The 19,027-nt window shown below is 65.2% G+C and carries 25 protein-coding genes; 16 read left to right on the forward strand and 9 right to left on the reverse strand.

Annotated features, from left to right (window positions below):
- Nucleotides 1–44: 44 nt before the first annotated feature.
- Nucleotides 45–914, reverse strand: coding sequence for a type II toxin-antitoxin system RelE/ParE family toxin (locus FHW78_RS03980; RefSeq protein WP_183637977.1), 870 nt, complete (start codon nucleotides 912–914; stop codon nucleotides 45–47).
- A gap of 280 nt (nucleotides 915–1,194) precedes the next feature.
- Between FHW78_RS03980 and FHW78_RS03985 the strand changes: the two genes are divergently transcribed.
- On the forward strand, nucleotides 1,195–1,806 hold the full coding sequence (locus tag FHW78_RS03985) for a DUF1294 domain-containing protein (protein WP_183637980.1): 612 nt from the start codon (nucleotides 1,195–1,197) through the stop codon (nucleotides 1,804–1,806).
- 84 nt (nucleotides 1,807–1,890) lie between these two features.
- Complete coding sequence (locus FHW78_RS03990; protein WP_183637983.1) at nucleotides 1,891–2,631, forward strand: hypothetical protein; 741 nt, start codon at nucleotides 1,891–1,893, stop codon at nucleotides 2,629–2,631.
- Nucleotides 2,632–2,777: 146 nt separating this feature from the next.
- On the opposite strand, the gene FHW78_RS03995 is transcribed toward FHW78_RS03990, so the two are convergent.
- Both FHW78_RS03995 and FHW78_RS04000 read right to left on the reverse strand, forming a co-directional pair.
- Nucleotides 2,778–3,674, reverse strand: a complete 897-nt coding sequence (locus FHW78_RS03995; RefSeq protein ID WP_183637986.1) for an SDR family oxidoreductase — start codon at nucleotides 3,672–3,674, stop codon at nucleotides 2,778–2,780.
- Nucleotides 3,675–3,700: 26 nt separating this feature from the next.
- Nucleotides 3,701–4,444: an SDR family oxidoreductase gene (locus FHW78_RS04000; protein WP_183637989.1), complete on the reverse strand. Its 744-nt coding sequence runs from the start codon at nucleotides 4,442–4,444 to the stop codon at nucleotides 3,701–3,703.
- Nucleotides 4,445–4,550: 106 nt separating this feature from the next.
- On the opposite strand from FHW78_RS04000, the gene FHW78_RS04005 reads away from it, so the two are divergent.
- The 5 genes from FHW78_RS04005 (at nucleotide 4,551) to FHW78_RS04025 (ending at nucleotide 7,091) form a co-directional block, all read left to right on the forward strand.
- Nucleotides 4,551–5,444, forward strand: coding sequence for a LysR family transcriptional regulator (locus FHW78_RS04005; protein ID WP_183637992.1), 894 nt, complete (start codon nucleotides 4,551–4,553; stop codon nucleotides 5,442–5,444).
- 110 nt (nucleotides 5,445–5,554) lie between these two features.
- Nucleotides 5,555–5,851: an autorepressor SdpR family transcription factor gene (locus FHW78_RS04010; protein WP_183637996.1), complete on the forward strand. Its 297-nt coding sequence runs from the start codon at nucleotides 5,555–5,557 to the stop codon at nucleotides 5,849–5,851.
- Nucleotides 5,848–6,222, forward strand: coding sequence for an ammonium transporter (locus tag FHW78_RS04015; protein WP_183637998.1), 375 nt, complete (start codon nucleotides 5,848–5,850; stop codon nucleotides 6,220–6,222). Before FHW78_RS04010 ends, FHW78_RS04015 begins: the two co-directional genes overlap by 4 nt.
- A gap of 46 nt (nucleotides 6,223–6,268) precedes the next feature.
- Complete coding sequence (locus FHW78_RS04020; RefSeq protein ID WP_183638001.1) at nucleotides 6,269–6,634, forward strand: cupin domain-containing protein; 366 nt, start codon at nucleotides 6,269–6,271, stop codon at nucleotides 6,632–6,634.
- 103 nt (nucleotides 6,635–6,737) lie between these two features.
- The gene (locus tag FHW78_RS04025) at nucleotides 6,738–7,091 is read left to right on the forward strand and encodes a hypothetical protein (RefSeq protein WP_183638004.1); all 354 of its coding nucleotides are present in this window, start codon (nucleotides 6,738–6,740) and stop codon (nucleotides 7,089–7,091) included.
- A 37-nt stretch (nucleotides 7,092–7,128) separates the two neighbouring features.
- Here the strand turns inward: FHW78_RS04025 and FHW78_RS04030 are convergent, their stop codons facing one another.
- Genes FHW78_RS04030 through FHW78_RS04040 form a run of 3 tightly spaced genes read right to left on the reverse strand, consistent with a single transcriptional unit; the run spans nucleotide 7,129 to nucleotide 10,324 of the window.
- On the reverse strand, nucleotides 7,129–7,695 hold the full coding sequence (locus FHW78_RS04030; RefSeq protein ID WP_183638008.1) for a gluconate 2-dehydrogenase subunit 3 family protein: 567 nt from the start codon (nucleotides 7,693–7,695) through the stop codon (nucleotides 7,129–7,131).
- Complete coding sequence (locus FHW78_RS04035; RefSeq protein ID WP_183638011.1) at nucleotides 7,692–9,374, reverse strand: GMC family oxidoreductase; 1,683 nt, start codon at nucleotides 9,372–9,374, stop codon at nucleotides 7,692–7,694. The genes FHW78_RS04030 and FHW78_RS04035 overlap by 4 nt, the downstream gene beginning before the upstream one ends.
- A gap of 2 nt (nucleotides 9,375–9,376) precedes the next feature.
- Entirely contained in the window at nucleotides 9,377–10,324 is a 948-nt protein-coding gene (locus FHW78_RS04040; RefSeq protein ID WP_183638014.1) for a DUF1080 domain-containing protein, read from the reverse strand.
- Between the two features lie 408 nt (nucleotides 10,325–10,732).
- On the opposite strand from FHW78_RS04040, the gene FHW78_RS04045 reads away from it, so the two are divergent.
- Nucleotides 10,733–11,059, forward strand: a complete 327-nt coding sequence (locus FHW78_RS04045; protein ID WP_183638016.1) for a YciI family protein — start codon at nucleotides 10,733–10,735, stop codon at nucleotides 11,057–11,059.
- Nucleotides 11,060–11,101: 42 nt separating this feature from the next.
- Here FHW78_RS04045 and FHW78_RS04050 read toward each other — a convergent pair whose 3' ends face one another.
- On the reverse strand, nucleotides 11,102–11,917 hold the full coding sequence (locus FHW78_RS04050) for a trypsin-like serine protease (protein ID WP_183638019.1): 816 nt from the start codon (nucleotides 11,915–11,917) through the stop codon (nucleotides 11,102–11,104).
- Nucleotides 11,918–12,197: 280 nt separating this feature from the next.
- Between FHW78_RS04050 and FHW78_RS04055 the strand changes: the two genes are divergently transcribed.
- From FHW78_RS04055 to FHW78_RS04065, 3 genes are read left to right on the forward strand one after another with little or no spacing between them, the layout of a single operon-like run.
- Nucleotides 12,198–13,349, forward strand: coding sequence for an SPFH domain-containing protein (locus tag FHW78_RS04055; protein WP_183638023.1), 1,152 nt, complete (start codon nucleotides 12,198–12,200; stop codon nucleotides 13,347–13,349).
- Between the two features lie 21 nt (nucleotides 13,350–13,370).
- A complete protein-coding gene (locus FHW78_RS04060) occupies nucleotides 13,371–14,687 on the forward strand; it encodes a TFIIB-type zinc ribbon-containing protein (RefSeq protein WP_183638025.1) in 1,317 nt (438 codons plus the stop codon).
- Nucleotides 14,684–14,935 carry a hypothetical protein gene (locus tag FHW78_RS04065; protein WP_183638028.1) on the forward strand — a complete coding sequence of 84 codons (252 nt, stop codon included), beginning with the start codon at nucleotides 14,684–14,686 and terminating at the stop codon, nucleotides 14,933–14,935. Before FHW78_RS04060 ends, FHW78_RS04065 begins: the two co-directional genes overlap by 4 nt.
- Before the next feature lie 105 nt (nucleotides 14,936–15,040).
- Here the strand turns inward: FHW78_RS04065 and FHW78_RS04070 are convergent, their stop codons facing one another.
- Both FHW78_RS04070 and FHW78_RS04075 read right to left on the reverse strand, forming a co-directional pair.
- The gene (locus FHW78_RS04070; protein ID WP_183638031.1) at nucleotides 15,041–15,874 is read right to left on the reverse strand and encodes an alpha/beta hydrolase; all 834 of its coding nucleotides are present in this window, start codon (nucleotides 15,872–15,874) and stop codon (nucleotides 15,041–15,043) included.
- Between the two features lie 358 nt (nucleotides 15,875–16,232).
- Complete coding sequence (locus FHW78_RS04075; RefSeq protein ID WP_183638035.1) at nucleotides 16,233–16,598, reverse strand: hypothetical protein; 366 nt, start codon at nucleotides 16,596–16,598, stop codon at nucleotides 16,233–16,235.
- A 12-nt stretch (nucleotides 16,599–16,610) separates the two neighbouring features.
- On the opposite strand from FHW78_RS04075, the gene FHW78_RS04080 reads away from it, so the two are divergent.
- From FHW78_RS04080 to FHW78_RS04100, 5 genes are all read left to right on the forward strand, one after another.
- Nucleotides 16,611–17,195: a hypothetical protein gene (locus FHW78_RS04080; protein WP_183638038.1), complete on the forward strand. Its 585-nt coding sequence runs from the start codon at nucleotides 16,611–16,613 to the stop codon at nucleotides 17,193–17,195.
- 319 nt (nucleotides 17,196–17,514) lie between these two features.
- The gene (locus tag FHW78_RS04085; RefSeq protein WP_183638041.1) at nucleotides 17,515–18,177 is read left to right on the forward strand and encodes a methyltransferase domain-containing protein; all 663 of its coding nucleotides are present in this window, start codon (nucleotides 17,515–17,517) and stop codon (nucleotides 18,175–18,177) included.
- Complete coding sequence (locus tag FHW78_RS04090; RefSeq protein WP_183638045.1) at nucleotides 18,174–18,494, forward strand: YkgJ family cysteine cluster protein; 321 nt, start codon at nucleotides 18,174–18,176, stop codon at nucleotides 18,492–18,494. The genes FHW78_RS04085 and FHW78_RS04090 overlap by 4 nt, the downstream gene beginning before the upstream one ends.
- Before the next feature lie 9 nt (nucleotides 18,495–18,503).
- The gene (locus FHW78_RS04095; protein WP_183638047.1) at nucleotides 18,504–18,770 is read left to right on the forward strand and encodes a hypothetical protein; all 267 of its coding nucleotides are present in this window, start codon (nucleotides 18,504–18,506) and stop codon (nucleotides 18,768–18,770) included.
- Between the two features lie 18 nt (nucleotides 18,771–18,788).
- Nucleotides 18,789–19,019: a hypothetical protein gene (locus FHW78_RS04100; RefSeq protein ID WP_183641425.1), complete on the forward strand. Its 231-nt coding sequence runs from the start codon at nucleotides 18,789–18,791 to the stop codon at nucleotides 19,017–19,019.
- Nucleotides 19,020–19,027: the final 8 nt, after the last annotated feature.

Consider the following 19,027-nt stretch of genomic DNA (forward strand, 5'->3'; position numbering starts at 1 on the left):
CCGCGACACCCGGAGCGTGACCCATGACCACGCTCCGGAGCCTCTCATCGGTAAGGCCCGGGTCCGTTCCAGACCAGTTCGCCCTGCTTGTAGACCTGCATCATGTTGACGGCCTGGCGGGCGTCGCCGATGGCTTTCATTTCCGGTGCGTCCGGATCCAGCGCGCGGCATTTTCCCGAGCCGCGCTTCAGCGCGATCTCCAGCGGGCAGACCATGTAGTAGCGTGTTCCCGGCAGCGGCAGGAACAGTTCCTTCATGCCCTGGTCGGCCCAGGAGCGCAACTGGACTTCGTTGCGCACGTCGTAATAGACCAGATAACCGCCCAGTTCCATGCTGGGTCCGTTGGCCGTCATGTCGCGGCCGCGTCCGTTGCGGATGGCGGGGCTGTTGGTCATCCCGGCGTTCTCCGGCGCGGCGTCTTCCGCCATCAGGCCCGGCGGCCGTCCCGTCCATGTCTCGGGACGGCGGCGGGCCGACGAGGGCGTGCTGGGCGGTTGTGGCTGCGATTGGCTCTGGCGCGAGACCGTGCTGGGGCTACGTCGCGCATCGCGACTGTCGGACGGCATCCGCGCTTCGGGCGGTACCGGATCGTCGGCCCGGTCGACCAGCCTGGACGGGATGCGCGACGCCGCGGGCGGCGGCGGGATGGGTTCGGGTGGCCGCGCAGGCGGCGGGCTGGGCGGCGCCTGCACGGGCTGGTCGGACTGGTTGGGTTCGCCGATGAAATCCACCCGGACCCGGCTGCCCCCGGCAGCGCTCTGCGGTGCAGTCACCGTGGGCTTGGAGGAATAAAGCAGGATGAACAACATCAACAGATGCAGCAGCGCGCTGAACAGCGCGGCGATCCAGGATTGCGAGCGTTCGACCCTGGGATCGGCTACCCAGGTCTCCACGCGCTTCGAGGCGTTGCTCATGCCGCCAGGGGTGCGTGGGGGATGCGGGCCATCATGGGGGAGATCGACAGTACGCGACGTGGGGAGTTCCGCATGGTAACGCGTCAGGGTGCGGCTTCCGATCCGGAACTTGTATAGGTTCCCCACTTTCCCGTCGCCGGTCCGCGTCTCTTCCCCCCAACTCGACGGGCCGGCGCCCGCGCGGCTTGTGAGCCAGCCACCGGAAACATAGGATCGCCCGCATCAGGGGATGGCGCGCCCACCGGCGCCCACGGACAAATCGCGTGGCCGGAGCACTTCCATGAGGTTCGCAGGACGCATCACCGACTGGAACGGCGAACGGGGCTTCGGTTTTGTCGTCCCCCACGGAGGCGGTGACCGCGCCTTCGTTCACGTCAGCGAATTCCAGCGAGGTTCGCGACCGCCGGTGGTTGGCGATCTGATCTCGTACGAAATCAGGAAAGACGCCAAGGGCCGATTGAACGCAAAGACCATCCGTTTTGCCGGCCAGAAGATTGAAGCCCCCGGGAAGCACCGACGCATTCCACGCCTGGGCATCGCCCTGGCGTTCTTCCTTCTGGTGGCGATTTTCACTCTTTTCGGCAAAGTCCCCGTCATGGTTTCGCTAGCCTACCTGGCCGTCAGTCTGGTTTCCTATGTGCTGTATTGCCTCGACAAGGCAGCGGCGGAAAAGGAATATCGCCGGATTCCGGAAACGACTCTCCATTTCATCGACCTTCTTTTCGGTTGGCCGGGCGGGCTGGTCGCGCAGCAACAATGCCGGCACAAAACCGCGAAGGATTCATTCCAGCGCACGTTCTGGCTGACGGTCCTGTTGAATCTCGCAGGTGCGTTCGTGCTGGTCGCGAGCGGCATCGCCCAGCGGCTTTCCAGCGCCTTGCTCGGGGCCTGACAAGGCGCGTATCCGAAGTCGTTCGACGATCCGGCGCGGTTCGTCGTCCGGTATCACGACATCGTCCATCCGACAGCCCGCGACATGAAACCGATCCGCAGATTCAATCTTTACCTGGCTCCCCTGCTGGACTTTCCGACGATACGAAGCGGTCGGGTCATCGACAGGCTGAATCGCGTCGATAGCACGGAGTGCCCTCTGTTCATCGCCGCGCTGGAGAGCGGCTTCCTGCACGCGATGCCGAAACTGCGCGAGGTTCACCTGACCTTGCTGGCATCGGACCGGGAGGAGGTGGCGGAAGCGCCATCGGAGCGTCGAGGTTCCGCCCGCGTCACGGTTCGTTTCGACGCGACGTCCGTGCTGGACGCAAGCGACGCCGACCTCGGCTGGCGGCTCTACCGGGCCGGCCTGTTGGGCCTGCTCGCGATATGCGATCACGGAATCCCCGATCACGCATCGCGATCCGCGCTCGGCTCCCTCCACGCATCGATCCCGCTTCCCCGGGCGCATCCCTTCCCGACCGCCACGAAGGAGCAATGGGCGCTCTTCCATGCCTACTCCCTTCATTCGGAGGGGAAAGCATCAGGAAGCCTCACCATCGAACTTGCAGCGCCGGAAGGCAGTCCTCCGGACTACGACTTCCAGCCCGTCTTCGACCAGCTGACCGCCGCACTCGCCGACAGGAAACTCGGTACCTGGGTGGGAGACAGCGGAAACGACATCGAATTCAAATCGAAAGACCTGAACACCGCGCGGGCTTTGGTGGAGGACCTGCTTGCAGGCAGCTTCGCGGGCAGCTTCAAGATTGGTCTGCTGCACGACTAGCGTCCCGCCAATCGGGCGGCTTCGGGCATCGCCGTCGACGGATCGCGTTCGCCCCCGCACGGTATCGGGCCGGGCAGTGCCCGGCCCAGGCCGAATTCGCATCTTGCGGCTTCGGACGTTCCGCGAAGTCGTTCCAACGGGTTCGTTCAACGCGATACCGGCTTCAGTAGATCCTCCATGCCAAGATTCCGGTACATCTCGCGGCGCACGCGGTCACCCACGGCGTTGACCGTCTCCGCGCCGTCCTGCGAGGGATCCACGTGCACGCGGAAGGGGCGTTGCCCGTGCGGCAGGTCGACCACGCGGGCGATGGCCGCCGCCACGTCGTCCACGTTGGCGTCGGCGGGTTCCAGCGCCTTCAGTCCTTCCAGGATCCGCTCGGGCACGCCGGCATAGGGACCGGTGTCGTACTCGGCCGCACGCGCCGCGTCGGCCGGCTTGCCCGAATGGGCGAAGTGGTTGGTGCCGGCGGTATAGGCGCCCGGTACCACGATGGTGGTTTCGATGCCCCAGCGGGACAGTTCGGTCGAGTAGGACACCGCCAGCGAGTCCATCGCCGCCTTGGCGGCGAAGTACGGCGCCAGATAGGGCGGCGTGCCGCCGCGCGTGCTGCTGGAACCCACCCACACCAGCAGTCCCCTGCCCTGCGCGCGCAGGTGCGGCAGCGCCGCGCGGTTGACCCGCTGCGTCCCGACCACATTGACGTCATAGAGTTGCAGGTATTGCTCGGGCGAGAACGCTTCGGCCGGTCCCAGCACCATGTGGCCGGCGTTGTGCACCACCCCGTCGAGGCGGCCGGCATCGGCCAGGATGGCACGCACGGCGGCGTCGGCCGAAGCGTCGGACTGCACGTCCAGTTCCAGCGTGCGCAGGTCCACGCCTTTCTCGCGCGCGTACCGCGCCGCCGCTTCCACCTGCGGCGCGTTGCGCCCGGCGGTGTCGCGCATGCTGGCGTACACCGTGTGTCCCCGGTCCGCCAGATGGCGGGCGGTCAGGGCGCCGAAGCCGGACGAAGCGCCGGTCACCAGGATGATCTTGTTCATTGCGAAGTCTCCGGAAGGAAAAGGGCTCAGACCATGCCGCCGTTGGCGCGGATGACCTGGCCGTTGATCCAGCCGCCCTGCGGGCCGGCGAGGAAGGCCACGACCGCGGCGATGTCCGCCGGCGTACCCAGGCGCTCGAGCGGATTCATCTTCGCCAGGCGTTCGATCAGTTCCGGCGACTTGCCTTCCAGGAACAGATCGGTAGCGGTCGGCCCCGGCGCGACGGCATTGACCGTGATCGCGCGCCCGCGCAGTTCCTTGGACAGGATCGCCGTCATGGTTTCCACCGCCGCCTTGGTCGCGGCGTATACGCCGTAGGTTTCCAGCTTGGTACCGACCAGGCTGGTGGACAGGTTGACGATGCGGCCGCCGTCGCGCAGGCGGCGCGCCGCTTCGCGCATGCCGTTGAAGCTGCCCTTGAGGTTGATGGCGATCAGCCGGTCGAACGCGGCATCGTCCACCTGTGCAAGAGTGGCCTGTTCCAGGATGCCGGCGTTGTTGATCAGCGCATCGACGCCGCCGTAGCGGGCCTCGGCCGCATCGAACAGACGCTGCACCGCGACCGGATCGCTGACGTCGGCCTGCAGGGCGATGGCTTCCGCGCCTCCGGCGACGAGGCGGCTCGCCAGCGCCTCGGCGTCGTCGCGCCGGCCGGCGTAGTTGATGACCACCGCATGGCCATCGGCGGCCAGGCGTTCGGAAATGGCGGCGCCGATGCCGCGGGAACCGCCGGTGACGATGGCGACCGGACGGGAGGTTTGCGTGTTCATGGAGGGGGCTCGTTGGACCGCCCGATTGGCGGTGGAGCTACCTTATTGGCGGAGCTGTTCCGGATAATCTGGCAATATCCGCCAACACTATTCGGGAATCCGGACAATGGACCGCTTCGACGCCCTGCGGGTCTTCGTCAGGATCGTGGAACGCCGCAGCTTCACCCGCGCCGCAGAGGATCTGGCGCTGCCCCGCGCCACCGTGACCGACGCCATCAAGGCGCTGGAATCGCGCCTGGGCGTGCGCCTGCTGCAACGGACCACCCGCCAGGTCAGCCTCACCCTGGAAGGGGAAATCTTCTACGCCCGCTGCCTGCGCCTGATCGCCGACATGGAGGATGCCGAAGGCGCCTTCCGTGATACGCGCCCGAAAGGCCCTCTGCGCATCGAAGTGCATGGCACCCTCGCCCGCCATCTGCTGTTTCCACGGCTTCCGGCGTTCCTGGAGGCCTATCCCGACATCGAACTGGATGTCAGCGAAGGCGACCGTTACGTGGACCTGGTGCGCGAAGGCGTCGACTGCGCGGTGCGCGTCGGCGAACTGCGCGACAGCGATCTCGTCGCGCGCCGCCTGACCCTGCTGCCCGAAGCCACCGCCGCCTCGCCGGCCTACTGCAAGCGGCACGGCACGCCGACGGACGTGGATACCCTAGAAACCGGCGGCCACGTGATGGTCGGCTTCAAGTCGACCGCCATCGGCGCGCTGTTGCCGCTGGAGTTCCAGCAGGAAGGACGCGTCCGCCACCTCACCCTGCCCACCCGCGTGCGGGTCAGCGGCGCCGAATCCTACGTGGGCGCGGCCTTCGCCGGATTCGGCATTATCCAGGCGCCGCGCTACCGGCTGGACGGCTATTTCGCCACCGGCGCGCTGGTGCCGCTGCTCGAACGTTTCCCGCCGCTGCCCAGCCCGGTCAATATCGTCTACGCGCGCACCCGCCTGCCGTCGCCACGGCTGCGGGCGTTCATCGATTGGGCGAGCGGGGTTTTCGACGCGGGCTGACTCCGCGCCCGAACGCGAAGGCGGCGCCGGCCGAGCGCCATCCCGAACCAGTCGTCGGCTTCCCGGTCTTTTCACTTGACACAATTAGATATTTAGCTAATTGTCGCAACATGAGCCAGGTATTCAGAGCCCTTTCCGATCCCACCCGCCGCCGGGTCCTGCAACTCCTCCGGCAGGGGCCGCTGAGCGCGGGCGAGCTCAGCGACCAGTTCGATGTCTCCAAGCCCACCATGTCGGCGCATTTCGCCGTGTTGAAGGAAGCCGATCTGGTCCACGCGGAAAAGGCCGGCAAATCCGTGATCTACCACCTGAAGCTCTCGGTGCTCGAGGAAGCGCTGCTGGGCTTCGTCCATTCATTCGGCGTCGGCGCCGGGTCGCCGAAGTCCAAGAAGGAGACGGCACGATGAACAAAGAACTGATTTCGGATCTCGCGTGGGGCGTCGGCATCGTGCTGCTCGCACTCGGCGCCACCTACGCGCGCAAGCTCGGCTACATCGATGGCGAAACCGTCACCCGTCTGGTCATGGGCGCCATCGGCCTGATGGTCGCCTGGTTCGGCAATCGCATGCCCAAACGCTTCGTTCCGGAGGCCTGGGCGCGCCGGGTCACGCGGGTCGGCGGTTGGTCCCTCGCCCTGAGCGGCCTCGTCTACGCCGGACTCTGGGCATTCGCCCCGATCCAGGTCGCGGCGGCGGGCGGTTCGCTGGCCGTGTTGCTGGGAATAGCCGTGACCATCGGCTATTGCCTGTCGCTGCGTGGTAAGACGAAAGCGTCCTAGCCGATACGGCAGAATCGGGGTCCAACTGTCAGGAAGTCAGGTGCATATGTCGGATACCGCAATCAACCTGCGGGACAAGCTGGCCCGGTTCTCGGACCACTGGTCGCCGCGCGTCATCGCCGAGATGAACGACTACCAGTTCAAGCTCGCCAAGGTGCAGGGCGAATTCGTCTGGCACGCCCACGCGGATACGGACGAAGTGTTCATCGTCCTGGACGGTGAAATGACGATCGAGTTCCGGGACAAGGCCGTGCCGCTCGCCGCCGGGGAGATGTACGTCGTCCCCAAGGGCGTCGAACACCGGCCCGTGGCCGCGCGGGAATGCTGCATCATGCTGGTGGAGCCGCGTGGTGTGGTCAACACGGGGGATGCGGGGGGCACGTATACCGCGCGGAATGATGTGTGGGTTTAGTGAAGCCCGTGTGTCATTCGGATTGACGCCGCTTCGCCTCGCGACGGTAGGTTCAGCGTCTCCATCTCTGCGGGTGGGTTGACGACATCAGGGAACAGATTCGATGAAGGAAAGCACAAGGACATTGATCAGCCACACCTGTGCCCTGGGATTCGTGGTGATCTGCTTGAGCATTCTGGCTCCCATCGCGGGAGACCTCCTTGCGATGCTGGGTCCACCGGAAATCGCGGCCGACTTGAAGCCCTTGGGCACCATCATGGGACTCGCCGCGTCCCTGCTGATGATCCTCGGTGGAATTCACCTCCCCCTGTCGATGCTCAGGTCCAGGAAAAAAGCAGCCGACGAGATCGTCAGGGCACCCGATTCGGCGGTCATCCTGCTGACCACCGTGATCGCGATATCGGCCTGGACGTTCATGATCTGTGCCGCGTGGGCCTTGAAGTTGATTGCCCGCTAGCTTGCCAAGTCCTTGAATGCCCCCCCGGGAATCGCCCTCACGCCCACGCCGGCTGCCCCGGCTCCAGCGGCACGCAGCCGTCGTAGCGTCCGGGCACCGGGATATAGCGCAGGGCCTGGGTGAGGCCGACTTCGGAATTGAAATAGGTCTGCAACGCAAGCGCGCGCACGCTGTTGAACCAGTGTTTGTCCCCAGCCTTCTGTGCCGCCGCATCCAGTTCCGTGAGCAGGCGTTCGCGTTCCGCAACGGGCAGCGAGGCGAAACTGCCGCCGCGCTCGCGGCAGGCGGCGCGGAGTTCCTGCAAGCCCGTGGCGACACGCTGCTGCGTTTCGGGGCTCTCGCAGTCGGCCAGCATCAGCACCATCATCGCGCCGACGCCGGCGGCCCTGGCACCGGGAGATGCAGGCGTCGTCGGCAGCAACGTATCCGCGATGTCCTCCAGCAAGGTCCGGTCGTCCTGCGCCGGGGACGGCGTCGCGGGAGCGGCCTCGGTGTCGCCGGGCATGCCGGCACCCAGCAACAAGCCGGTCGCAGCCAGCGCACTGCCGGCCAGCGCGGTCTTCAACGCCTCGCGGCGGGTGATCTTTTGCTTGGCATCGCTCACAGGTTCTGCCTCCCCAATTCCTCGACGGCGCGGTTCACCGCGCGCGCGGTCAACGCCATGTAGAGCAGCGACGGCGACTGGTTGCCGGTGGAGGTCATGCAGGCGCCGTCGGTGACGAAGACGTTCGGGCACGTGTGCAGCTGGTTCCATTGGTTGAGCATCGACGTGGCCGGATCGCGCCCCATCCGGCAACCGCCCATCTCGTGGATGTCGCGTCCGGGATACCACTGGGTATCCGCGGTTTCGATGTCACGGCAACCGGCGACTTCCATCATCTCCTTCGCCTGCTCGCGCCAGTCGCGGACCATCTTTTCGTCGTTGTCGTCGTACTCCACCGACGTCACTAGTTGCGGGATGCCCCAGGCATCCTTGAGCGTATCGTGCAGGCGGACGTGGTTGCTTTCCTTGGGAACGGTCTCGCCCTGCATATACATGTAGACCTTCCACTGTCCCGGTCGCGCCTGCGCATCCTTGTAGACACCGCCCATGCGCGCCGACGAAGGCGCGCCACGCTCACGGAAGGCGCCGGTGAAGGTGGTGTAACCGCCGACGAAACCCATCTCGTGCCGCTTGAGATTGCGGAAGTTGGGGATGATGCATTCCGAAGGGCGGCGCCCGTAGTAGTAGCCGTCCTCGAACCCGTCGATCAGACCGCCGCCGTTGGCACGATAGCTCTGGAAGGCCACGTACTTGCCGAGCAGGCCATTGTCGTTGCCCAGTCCGTGCGGAAAGCGCGCGGAGGTCGAGTTCAGCAGGATCAGTACGGAGTTCAGCGCGGATGCATTCACAAACACGATGCGCGCGCGGTATTCGGTGATCTTCCCGGTATGCGCATCGACCACCCGCACGCCCGCCGCGCGCCCCTTGCGCTCGTCGTGGATGATCGAGTGCACCACCGCATCGGGCCGGATGGTCAGGTTGCCGGTCTTGGCCGCCCACGGCAGCGTGGACGAGTTGGAACTGAAGTAGGCGCCATAGGGGCAGCCGCGCCAGCACATGTTGCGCGACATGCAGGGGCCGCGCCCCTGATCCAGGTGGATCTGCTCGGGCTTGGTCAGGTGCGCCCAGCGTCCCTGCACCACGTAGCGATCGCCGTAGTGTTTGCGGATGCGCTCGCTGTAGGCTTTCTCGACACAGTTGAAATCGAACGGCGGCTGGAACTCGCCATCAGGCATCGAATCCAGGCCGTCCAGGTTGCCGGACACGCCGATGAATTTCTCCACGTGCGAATACCACGGCGCGATGTCGTCATAGCCGATCGGCCAGCCGATGCCGTAGCCGTCACGTTCCGGCGCTTCGAAGTCATAGCGGCTCCAGCGCTGGCAGGCGCGTCCCCACATGATCGATTTCCCGCCGACCTGATAACCGCGAATCCAGTCGAACGGCTTTTCCTGCACGTAGGGATGATCGGCGTCTTTGGTGAAGAAGTGCAGCACGTCCTCGGCGGCGATCCGGGAAGCCACCGGGTTCTCTTCCCGGTACTTGCGCGTCAGCGCCCCGCCATGTGGCAGCTCCCACGGCGGCAGCCACGCGGTCGGATAGTCCTTGATGTGCTCGACGTTGCGGCCGCGTTCCAGCACCAGCGTCTTCAAGCCCTTCTCGCACAATTCCTTGGCAGCCCAGCCGCCGGAGATCCCGGAACCGATGACAATGGCGTCGTAGGTATTGTCGTCGGCCATGCTCACAACGCCGGGGTCAGGGTGATGTTGCGGAACTCGACGGGGCCATGGTCGCCTTGGAGCATCAGCGGACCCGGCGCGCCTTCGTCGCTGTCCAGCGCGCCGCCGGTGATGCCGGGAATCTCGCGATCGCAGATCACGGTCTTGCCATTGACCGCGACGGTAACCTTGCGCCCGACCAGGGTGATATCCAGCGACTGCCATTCGCTGGGCTTCGCGGAAGCATCCTCGCTGGGCGCCAGAAAACCGTAGATGGCGCCGAGGCTGTCGCTGGCCGGCTCGCCGAAGGTGTCGGCGATCTGCACCTCATGGCGTCCGCGCAGGTACACGCCGCTGTTGCTGCCCTTGGGAAAACGCAATTCCACGTGCAGCTTGAAATCGGTGAAGCGCTGTTCGCTGACCAGGTTGGCGCCGGCCTTGGCATTGCGCAGCACGCCGTCTTGCACGGACCATTGCGAGGACTGGCCGATCGCACGCCAGCCTTCCAGCCCCTTGCCGCCGAGCAGACGGATCGGCTGTCCCCAGCGCGGCGGTTCCGCGCGCTGCAACGACGGCGCGCGCACCGCGCTCCAGTCGTGGCGTTTGCCGTCCGGCAATTGCATCGTCCCGGAGAGCTTGCCATCCCGCAGATGTCCCTGGAACGAAAGGTGGTCGTTGCCTCCCTCCCATTGCGGCGGAATGGCGAAGCGCATTTCGCCATTGTCCGTTTCCACCCGCGCGATCGGTCGCGCGCTGCCGGCCACGCCGACGAACTGTCCGACCAGCGCACTCGCGCCGGAGCGGCGGATTTCCAGCCAGGAAGGCACGTCGCCGGTGGGCGTATGCACGGTGATGTCCCAGCGTCCGGCCAGTTCGTCGGTGGGGTTCTGCGAAGCCGTCGCGGAGACGATGGGCAGGCTCGCGAGCAGACCAAGCGCGAGCAGTGCTGGCGGGGTTCGGCGTGCGGCCATGGTGTTCCCGTTTGCTGGCAGAGGCGACCGACTTTAAATGACAGCGCTGGACAACGCTACGTGCCAGGCCGGACATTTCCACGAATCCAGTGCTGGAGAAGGTATCGGATTGGCATCGGATTTCCCTTCGCAACGCGCCGTCGGAAGCGGTCTTTCATTTTGTGCGGTGCGAGAAAATCCGTATCCGGCAGGAGGCGCGCCCTGTTCAGATAAAGGAAGCTTCGTCCGTCAGGGTTCTGCTGGGACCTCGGCGCTTTGATGCGACGTCGATTCGGGCATCATGCAATCTCCCTTCCCGCCAGGCACAGCGGTACGGAACGGGGTGACCGGCTCTCTCCGGGAGGCGGAAGGCAGCGGAGCGAGCTCCGCTCTACGCGGCGTTGTTTCCCCAGACAAGACGAGGGCACCATGGCGATGTACCTGATTTCCTTTCCCAGCGCGGCGATGGTCGTGCCCGATGACGAAATGCAGGCGGTGGGCCGTGACGCCAATGCCGTGATCGACGAGGCCAAGGCCGCCGGCGTCTACCTCTTCGCCGGCGGCATCGAGGAAAGCGTGTCCCCCGTGCTCGTTTCGGCCAACGGCACCTTCGCCGAAGGTGGCTACTCCTGGGCGCCCCCACTCACTGGCGGCTTCACCGTGCTGGAACTGCCTTCGCGCGAGGAAGCCATCGCATGGGCCGCACGTATCGCGAAGGCTTGTCGCTGCGATCAGGAGTTGCGGGTCATTGTTTGAACCGTAAAGCTGGCGCAGCCAAACCGTCCGTTACATCACCGCCTACGGTTGCCCCGACATCACGCCTTCAATCCACTCGCGGTAATGGCTCACGCGGACATTGCAGCTGATCTGCCCGTAGCGTCCCGGCCGTGCCGTCATGACGTGGCCGTGGACGAATTTCCAGGACGCCAGTCCGGCCAACGCCCGTTGGCCCTCGTTCTGGATCAGCACCGGGCCGCCGCTGTCCCCGTTGCCCAGTATGCCCTCCAGGGGCAGGGCCGCCGGCGGTTCGTCGAATTCGTAGCAGAACCAGCGGTCATGCGCGCTGCTGACTTTGTTGAACGCGCGGCGAAGCTCCGTCCGATGGGGACTTTCCGGAGCGTAACCGCTCGCGCCCGTGCCCGTCGCGCCCTTCCCCACGATCTCTACAATCTGGCCGAACTCCCTGCCGTCCTTGTAGAGCGCGACGGGAGCGACGTCCTCGACAGGCTGTTTCAGCTTGATCAGGGCGACGTCGTCGGAATTGGCAAGGAACACCACGATCAACATCGCCTCTCCGGTGGCCGTGGCCTGCTCGATCAGGTCATGCGGCACCGTCTTGTAGCCGGGATGGGTGACGACGCGTTCGACGCTTCTGGGTACGCCGTTGATGACGACCTGCTCCAGTTTTGAATCCGCGGGAATCGTGTGCGCCGCCGTGATGACCCACTGCGGAGCAATCAATACCCCGTGTCCTTCGCCCGGCATGTCGACGAGCGCGGGAAACTCGGAGGCCGGAATCCGGTACTTCGCATCATCGACGTCATGCCGGATGACGATGGCGGTCGCCGCCGATGACATCATGAGGAGCGCTGCGAGCAACAAGGTTCGGGTCATGTGCGGGGCCGGAGCGGGAGTGCGTTTCTGGTGAAGCGGCAAGATACTTGAATCCGTTCCCGCACGCCTGCCTGGCATCTACCCACGACGCACGACGGGGCTTCGCGCAGCCCCCGGGGAGAACCCGAGTCCCGTGCACAGGACTTTCGGTCCTTGCATGACAAGCGGCGGATCGGTGGCTTCGACCTGCCGCCCCGCAACCTTTCCCGACCCACCGCACTGGTATAGTGCGGCGAGCATAGGGGCACGGTGCCCGTCCACGAACAGAAGGGAGTTGGTCATGGGTCTTGTACAGGCGGTGGCAGGCGCGGTTGGCGGTGTTCTGGCCGACCAGTGGAAGGATTTCTACACTGTGCCGGAAGGATTGCCGGCAACGGCGGCACTGTTCGCGGCGGTTCCGCGCGGGACCAATGCCGGACGGGGTTCGAACACCCGCGGCTCCTCCAACATCATCACCAACGGGTCGAAGATCGTCGTGCCCGAGGGCTACGGACTGCTGCTGTTCCAGGACGGCGCGGTGACCGGCTTCGTCGCCGAACCGGGTGGCTATGAATGGCGCTCGGACGACGTGAACTCGCAGTCGATCTTCGCCGGCGACGGCCTGGTGAGCCCGCTGATCAAGCAAAGCTGGGAGCGCTTCAAGTTCGGCGGCCAGCCGGGTTCCCAGCAGGCCGCGTTCTTCGTTTCGCTGAAGGAACTGCCCGACAACCGCTTCGGCACCCAGTCGGAAATCTACTGGGACGACGGCTTCCTCAATACCCAGGTCGGCGCGGTGACGCGCGGTTCCTACACGCTGAAGATCACCGACCCCATCCTGTTCGTGAAGAATTTCGTGCCGGCGCGCTACCTGCAGCCGGGCGAGGTATTCGATTTCACCGACATGGACAACGCCGCCGCCAGCCAGTTGTTCAATGAAGTGGTGGGTTCGCTGGCGCCGGCCTTCAGCCTGTATACGAACGATCCGGCCAAGGGCAACCGCATCACCAAGCTGCAGCAGGATTCGCTGGGCTTCGCCAAAAGCCTGTCCGATGCGGTCGAACAGGGCTACCAGTGGAGCTCGCAACGCGGGCTGGCGATCGTCAAGACCGCCATCGTGTCGATCGAGTACGACGCCAACACCCGTGAGCTGCTCAAGACCGTGCAGCGCGCCGACGCGCTGTCCGGCGGGCGCGGCAACTCCAACCTGCAGGCCAGCGTGGCGCAGGGCATCCAGTCGGCCGGCGAGAACGGCGGCGCCGCCGGGCTGGTCGGACTGGGCATGGCGACCGGCATGGTCGGCGGTGTCGGCAGCCTGCAGCAGCCGGTGGCCCCGGCCGCGCCCGCGGCCGAAGACCCGGTTGCCCGGTTGAAGAAGGCCAAGGAGATGCTGGACCTCGGCCTCATCACCCAGGCCGACTACGACGCGCTCAAGGCCAAGGCATTGGGTCTGTAAGCGAGCAGGCGTTCCGCATCCATGTCCGATCCCAAGACCCCGCCGCCGTTGCCGGCGGCGCCCGTGGCCGGCCCCGGCTCGCCGCGGGACGTGCCGCCCCTGCCCGGCCAGTTCCCGGTCGATCCGGCCACCCTGCCCGGCGCCATCCGCGATGAGCTGGAGGCGCCTGATCCGGTTGCGCTGGACACGGCATCGGCCGAACTCCGGGACGGCCTGAACCGCTGCCCGAAATGCGGCGCCACCGATGTCCGCCTCAGGCTCGGCACCGACGTGCTGGTTTGCCAGTACTGCCGTCATGAATGGCACGGCGCGCGCGTGGAAGAGGAATTCGGGCTGGGCGAAGGCCTCGACCAACTGCGCGGCACCGTCATCGCCTCGGGCGCGCGGGACATCGAGGCCGACGCCGCCAGCCTGATGAGCTTCAAATGCACCGGCTGCGGCGCCGAGGTCACCGTCAATACCGAGACCACGATGACGGCGCGCTGCCACTGGTGCCGTCACGTGTTCGGCGTCAACGAACAGGTCGCCAACGGCGCGGTGCCCGATGCCGTGCTGCCGTTCCACATAGGCAAGGAGGATGCGGTCGCGCGCATCCGCCAGTTCGTGGACAAACGCCGCCTGTTCGCGCTGAAGGCGTTCAAGGAACAGTTCACGCCCGAGAATGTCGTCGGCGTCTACCTGCCCTACATGATCGTCGATGGCAACGCGAGCGCCGCCGTCACCGGCAGGGGTGAAATCAAGACCCGCGAATACACGCGCGGCAGCGGCGACAAGAAGAAGACCTACTACGACGCCGACGTGTACCAGGTGAACCGCGCGGTGGATTTCACCGTGGACGACCTGCCGCTGGAATCCTCGTCCGATCGCGGCAACCTGGACACCCGCGTCAACACCAACAACATCATCAATACCATCCTGCCGTTCGACACCAAGAACGCGCTGAAGTGGAACGCCTCGTACCTGCTGGGTTTCACCTCGGAGAAGCGCAACCTGGACGTCGAGCGGATGCGGCCGAGGCTGGAAGACCAGTTGCTGTCGATCGCGCGCGCGCAGGTCGAAAGCTCCGTGCGCCGCTACGACCGCGGCGTGCGCTGGGAGCGCGAGCAGCTCGAAGTCCACGGCACCCGCTGGGTGTCGATGTACCTGCCGGTCTGGCTGTACTCCTATCACCAGCCCGGCCGCAACGGCGGCATGCTGCACTACATCGCGGTGAACGGCCGTACCGGCGAAACCATGGGCAGCGTGCCCGTGCAGCAATGGAAACTGCTGCTGGCCGCGCTGGCCACCGGCACTTTCATCGAATCCCTGGTCCTTTGGTTCCTGGTGGTGGCGTCATGAGCGACGACGGCGGACTCTGGTTGCTGGCGGCCGGCCCGGTCGGCGCGACGGCGCTCTATTGGGCCCTGTACCGGTACTACCGCAACACCGACAAGTCACACGCCTTCGAGCGCGAGACCACGATCGAAGCCAAGCCGGTGACCGGCTCGGACTCGAAGGTCGATACCGTGACCGGTACGCAGGAGACCCGTATCCGCGGCGACAATGTGCGTGACTATCGGGCGCGGGTGCAGCGGGATGATGGGTGACGGCGGCGCATATCAGTCGCCGCTGTTCCTGATCCGAACACTTCCCTTGCAATCGACACACGCCCCGCCTTCAATGCGGGGCGTGTGCTTTCGTACCAACGAGGATCAACCTTCCTGCAGGAACGCCAGAAGATCCGCGTTGATCTGATCGGCATGCGTGGTGGGAAGGCCATGCGGCCCGCCCTTGTAGGTGTTGAGCCGGCCGTTCTTCACCAGCTTCGCCGACAGCACGCCCGAGTCATCGTAGGGCACGACCTGATCGTCGTCGCCGTGGATCACCAGCACCGGGATGGAAATGCCTTTCAAATCCTCGGTGAAGTCGGTCTGCGAAAACGCGACGATGCCGTCATAGTGGGCCTTGGCGCCGCCCATCATGCCCTGCCGCCACCAGTTCCAGATCACCGCTTCCGAGGGCTTGGCGCCGGGGCGGTTGTACCCGTAGAAGGGACCGGCGGGAACGTCGTAGTAGAACTGCGCACGATTCGCCGCGACCTGCGCCTGGAAGTTGTCGAACACCTCCTTTGGCGTCCCGCCCGGATTGCTCTCGGTCTTGACCATCAGCGGCGGCACGGCGCTGATGAGCACGGCCTTGGACACCTTGTCCTGGCCGTGCCGCGCGATGTAGCGCACCACCTGGCCCCCGCCGGTCGAGTGCCCGACATGCATCGCCCCGCGGGTGCCGAGCTTCTCGACCACCGCCGCCACGTCGTCGGCGTAGTGATCCATGTCGTGGCCTTCCCAGACCTGGCTGGATCGGCCATGCCCGCGCCGGTCATGCGCGACCACCCGGAAACCCTTGTTCAGGAAGAACATCATCTGCGCGTCCCAGTCATCGGAACTGAGCGGCCAGCCATGATGGAAATGGATGACCTGCGCATCGCGCGGGCCCCAGTCCTTGTAGAAGATCTCGACGCCGTCTTTCGTCGTTACGTATCCCATGGGTCTTCTCCTGAGCAGTGGTTGGGAGGGGAGTCGCCAGTTGCGAAACGAATGCCCCGGACGCGGTTTGCATGCGCATGACACGCCGGGACGGAGCCGGCCCGGCATCCAACTTCGGGCCACTCCGGATCATGCCTTCCGGAGCGTTGCGCCACTGTATGTTCAAGGCAGGCCTCTGGACGGACGGCATGATGAGCGACGACTGCCGAAGCTGACAGCCTTCCCTCCTACCCTATCCGCTTCCACGAGAGCGCCGGACTGCTCCAGGCGGTCGCATGCATGATCAACCGCTGTCGTGATTACCTTGCCGGTTCGGCCACAATGCCGGACATCATCGACAGCGCGGCTCCGGACAAGTTCAGCCACGCTCCCGGATGGCGTTCAACGAATTACGAGCGAGGAATACGACAAAGAAACCCACAAAACACAGTTCGATGAGCGCGGCGACCGTAAGCAAATAGGAAACCGGGCTGGTGGCATACGAGAACCGTTGCTTGAAGCACCTGCGGCAGACTTCGCTCACATCACCCGCGGCAATCGCATGGAGCACCACCAGCAGCATCCCGACGCCGATGACCACCCCAACCAACATGAGCAGCCATGAAACCCGGGGGCTGGTCGTCAGAAAACGGAGGTTGCCTGGGCCAATCTCCCTGGCCTTCCTGACCGTCTCACGGACAGCGAGGAAGAAGATCACGTTCCAGCAGACGGCAACTACCGGCATAGGAACTCCTTAGTGGATCTGTCAATTGCGCTCATGCCCGTCTATATAGTCAAAACGATACATCCTGCCATTGAAGTCAATGGCTTCGACATGATCACCGCGCAGGGTGACCGCTCCCGTAAAGGCATCTTCGCCGGATTTCGATCAGACGATCTGCCCGGATTCTGTAAAACGGGAGATATCAAGCTCTCCATGGGAAACAAGCGCATCTGCTTCGTCACCGTAATGAACGCCAAAACAGGTGACCTCGTCTATCCGCAACGTCCAGAGATACTCAAACGGTTTCACTCCAAAGCAAACGACGTGCGATCCTACCGCCAAGTAGCAACGGTCCTCCGCCCGGATGAAGGAGTGGTCATGGACGCCGGTGGCGCCGCCGCTGGCGGCGAAGACAGCCGTTGGCACGCCATCCACGATGACTCCATGAATGGAGCTCGGGGAATATTCACCGGAGAGATCCAGTTCGAAGGCGTACCGCCGGGAATTGTCTTGGGAGCCAAGGGTGTAGGCCAGCTCATTCACGATTTCGATGCTTTCCATCGCCATAGCGTCAGGTCTTCGCCTGATGCGTTATGCCCTGAATACCATACGCTGTAAATGCAGATGCATTGCGAAAGCCGCCGTGGGACCGGTGTGGCAGCCTGTCACCCCTGGTGCGAAGCGACGGGAATCGGTCCCTGCGGCCCGCCATTGCCGGAAAAACCGCCGAGGGGAGCCGATGACCGGATGGACGGCCGTATAGACCTCGGGGCTACCGTCCGTCTTGCTCCCTGGTCCGCTTCAGGTTCGCGCACGTCTTATGGCGTACGATGGCGCGGCAACATCGTGCGTCCCGTCCGACCGTCCCTGCCGTCGCTCGCTGCGCTTTTCTTCACGCGTCACCGTCCTTCCGGCAGACGCACCTCCTGGAGTGCCCATGACGGGCTACCAAGTCCGCGAGACCCGCCACGCCGTGGGTGGTCATGTCTATCGCCTGCGCGTATTGAGCGACAAGCAGCAATTCGCCGACCCCGACGGCCATGGCGCGCGCATCGGCATTTCGTCGGCGCAGTGGAGTCTGTTCGGGCAGCTTTGGCCTGCGGGCCGCCTGCTGGCCCAGGCAATGCAGCGTTTTGACATCGCCGGCAAGCGCATCCTGGAGATCGGCTGCGGTATCGGCCTGGCCAGTCTGGTGCTGCAGAAGCGCGGCGCCAACGTGGTCGCATCGGACATGCATCCGCTGGCGGAGGTATTCCTGGCCTACAACGCCGCGCTGAATTGTCTGCCGGCGCTCAACTACCGGCAGCTCCGCTGGGATACCCCGCTGCCGTCACTGGGTCGCTTCGATGCGATCGTCGCCAGCGATGTCCTGTACGAGCGCGACAGCGCGGACGTACTGAGCGCCGTGATCGAACGCCATGCGGAACCCCGTGCGGAGGTGCTGATCACCGATCCCGGGCGCGGCAACAGTGCGCGCTTCAGCCACATGCTGGCGGCGCAGGGGTTCGGGGTGGACGCCACGCCCTGTCCGATGGACGACCGCGACGCCCCTCCGCATCGCGGCCGGCTGCTGCACTACCGGCGGGGACTGGCCGCATGAGCGCCATCCCTGCTTCCGAATTGCCGCTGTGCGCGAGTTGCGATGCCGTGTGCTGCCGCCTGACGGTCGTGTTGCAGCCGGAAGACCGTATTCCCGCGCATCTGACCGAGCACACGCCGGCCGGCCTGACGGTGATGGCGCGCGATGCGGAAGGTTGGTGCGTGGCCATCGACGCGGCACGCATGTGTTGTTCCATCTACGACACACGACCCGATGTGTGTCGCCGCTTCGTCATGTTGGGACCTTACTGCCGCGCGGTGCGCACCGAATATCTGGACAGCACCTCGCGTGGCATCCCCCTGACGCTGTACTCATAGGAGAGCCGCATGTCCCGTCCCCGCAAGCAGATACCGAACGCCGCGACCTCGCCGAAAGGCCACCGTGAAGTCAGCCGGATGTTCGCGCGCCACCCGGGCAGCAGCGACCGCGTCCCCCTCACGCACGAAACCCTGGCGGCCGACCTGGTCGCCTTCCACCGCGACGGCGGGACCATCGAAGTACTGGGCACGACGTACACGCGGAGCAAGCCAGGCCAGGACGGCAAGCCCATCCCGCCCGCTGACGGCAGCCCCGCCGCCAAACACCGACGCTGAGCGAACAGGAGTATCTCCTTGCCCGTTACCCCCAACTACGCCTTCGAGAAGCGCCAGCGCGAACTGGCCAAGAAAAAAAAGCTGGAAGAGAAGAAGAGCCGCAAACGCGATGCGGCTGCGTCCATGCCCGACACACCTCCACCCGATGCGGCGGCGTCCGGTACGGGAAGCGACACGGATCCGGAGCGCACGCCCGTGACGGCGTCGCCGCCGGAGCAGCCACGCATCCATCGCAAGCGTTCCCCTTGACCCGATCG

The sequence above is a fragment of the Pseudoxanthomonas sp. OG2 genome, assembly GCF_014192765.1.
GTDB lineage: Bacteria > Pseudomonadota > Gammaproteobacteria > Xanthomonadales > Xanthomonadaceae > Pseudoxanthomonas_A > Pseudoxanthomonas_A beigongshangi.

What these genes read in the sequence shown, in the direction of transcription:
- FHW78_RS04000 (WP_183637989.1), bottom strand. Translation starts at nt 4,444, where the DNA reads ATGAACACGCAAACCTCCCGTCCGGTCGCCATCGTCACCGGCGGTTCC.
- FHW78_RS04010 (WP_183637996.1), top strand. Translation starts at nt 5,555, where the DNA reads ATGAGCCAGGTATTCAGAGCCCTTTCCGATCCCACCCGCCGCCGGGTC.
- FHW78_RS03980 (WP_183637977.1), bottom strand. Translation starts at nt 914, where the DNA reads ATGAGCAACGCCTCGAAGCGCGTGGAGACCTGGGTAGCCGATCCCAGG.
- FHW78_RS03990 (WP_183637983.1), top strand. Translation starts at nt 1,891, where the DNA reads ATGAAACCGATCCGCAGATTCAATCTTTACCTGGCTCCCCTGCTGGAC.
- FHW78_RS04015 (WP_183637998.1), top strand. Translation starts at nt 5,848, where the DNA reads ATGAACAAAGAACTGATTTCGGATCTCGCGTGGGGCGTCGGCATCGTG.
- FHW78_RS04085 (WP_183638041.1), top strand. Translation starts at nt 17,515, where the DNA reads ATGACGGGCTACCAAGTCCGCGAGACCCGCCACGCCGTGGGTGGTCAT.
- FHW78_RS04095 (WP_183638047.1), top strand. Translation starts at nt 18,504, where the DNA reads ATGTCCCGTCCCCGCAAGCAGATACCGAACGCCGCGACCTCGCCGAAA.
- FHW78_RS03995 (WP_183637986.1), bottom strand. Translation starts at nt 3,674, where the DNA reads ATGAACAAGATCATCCTGGTGACCGGCGCTTCGTCCGGCTTCGGCGCC.
- FHW78_RS04040 (WP_183638014.1), bottom strand. Translation starts at nt 10,324, where the DNA reads ATGGCCGCACGCCGAACCCCGCCAGCACTGCTCGCGCTTGGTCTGCTC.
- FHW78_RS04050 (WP_183638019.1), bottom strand. Translation starts at nt 11,917, where the DNA reads ATGACCCGAACCTTGTTGCTCGCAGCGCTCCTCATGATGTCATCGGCG.
- FHW78_RS04020 (WP_183638001.1), top strand. Translation starts at nt 6,269, where the DNA reads ATGTCGGATACCGCAATCAACCTGCGGGACAAGCTGGCCCGGTTCTCG.
- FHW78_RS04055 (WP_183638023.1), top strand. Translation starts at nt 12,198, where the DNA reads ATGGGTCTTGTACAGGCGGTGGCAGGCGCGGTTGGCGGTGTTCTGGCC.
- FHW78_RS03985 (WP_183637980.1), top strand. Translation starts at nt 1,195, where the DNA reads ATGAGGTTCGCAGGACGCATCACCGACTGGAACGGCGAACGGGGCTTC.
- FHW78_RS04045 (WP_183638016.1), top strand. Translation starts at nt 10,733, where the DNA reads ATGGCGATGTACCTGATTTCCTTTCCCAGCGCGGCGATGGTCGTGCCC.
- FHW78_RS04065 (WP_183638028.1), top strand. Translation starts at nt 14,684, where the DNA reads ATGAGCGACGACGGCGGACTCTGGTTGCTGGCGGCCGGCCCGGTCGGC.
- FHW78_RS04075 (WP_183638035.1), bottom strand. Translation starts at nt 16,598, where the DNA reads ATGCCGGTAGTTGCCGTCTGCTGGAACGTGATCTTCTTCCTCGCTGTC.
- FHW78_RS04060 (WP_183638025.1), top strand. Translation starts at nt 13,371, where the DNA reads ATGTCCGATCCCAAGACCCCGCCGCCGTTGCCGGCGGCGCCCGTGGCC.
- FHW78_RS04025 (WP_183638004.1), top strand. Translation starts at nt 6,738, where the DNA reads ATGAAGGAAAGCACAAGGACATTGATCAGCCACACCTGTGCCCTGGGA.
- FHW78_RS04090 (WP_183638045.1), top strand. Translation starts at nt 18,174, where the DNA reads ATGAGCGCCATCCCTGCTTCCGAATTGCCGCTGTGCGCGAGTTGCGAT.
- FHW78_RS04035 (WP_183638011.1), bottom strand. Translation starts at nt 9,374, where the DNA reads ATGGCCGACGACAATACCTACGACGCCATTGTCATCGGTTCCGGGATC.
- FHW78_RS04070 (WP_183638031.1), bottom strand. Translation starts at nt 15,874, where the DNA reads ATGGGATACGTAACGACGAAAGACGGCGTCGAGATCTTCTACAAGGAC.
- FHW78_RS04005 (WP_183637992.1), top strand. Translation starts at nt 4,551, where the DNA reads ATGGACCGCTTCGACGCCCTGCGGGTCTTCGTCAGGATCGTGGAACGC.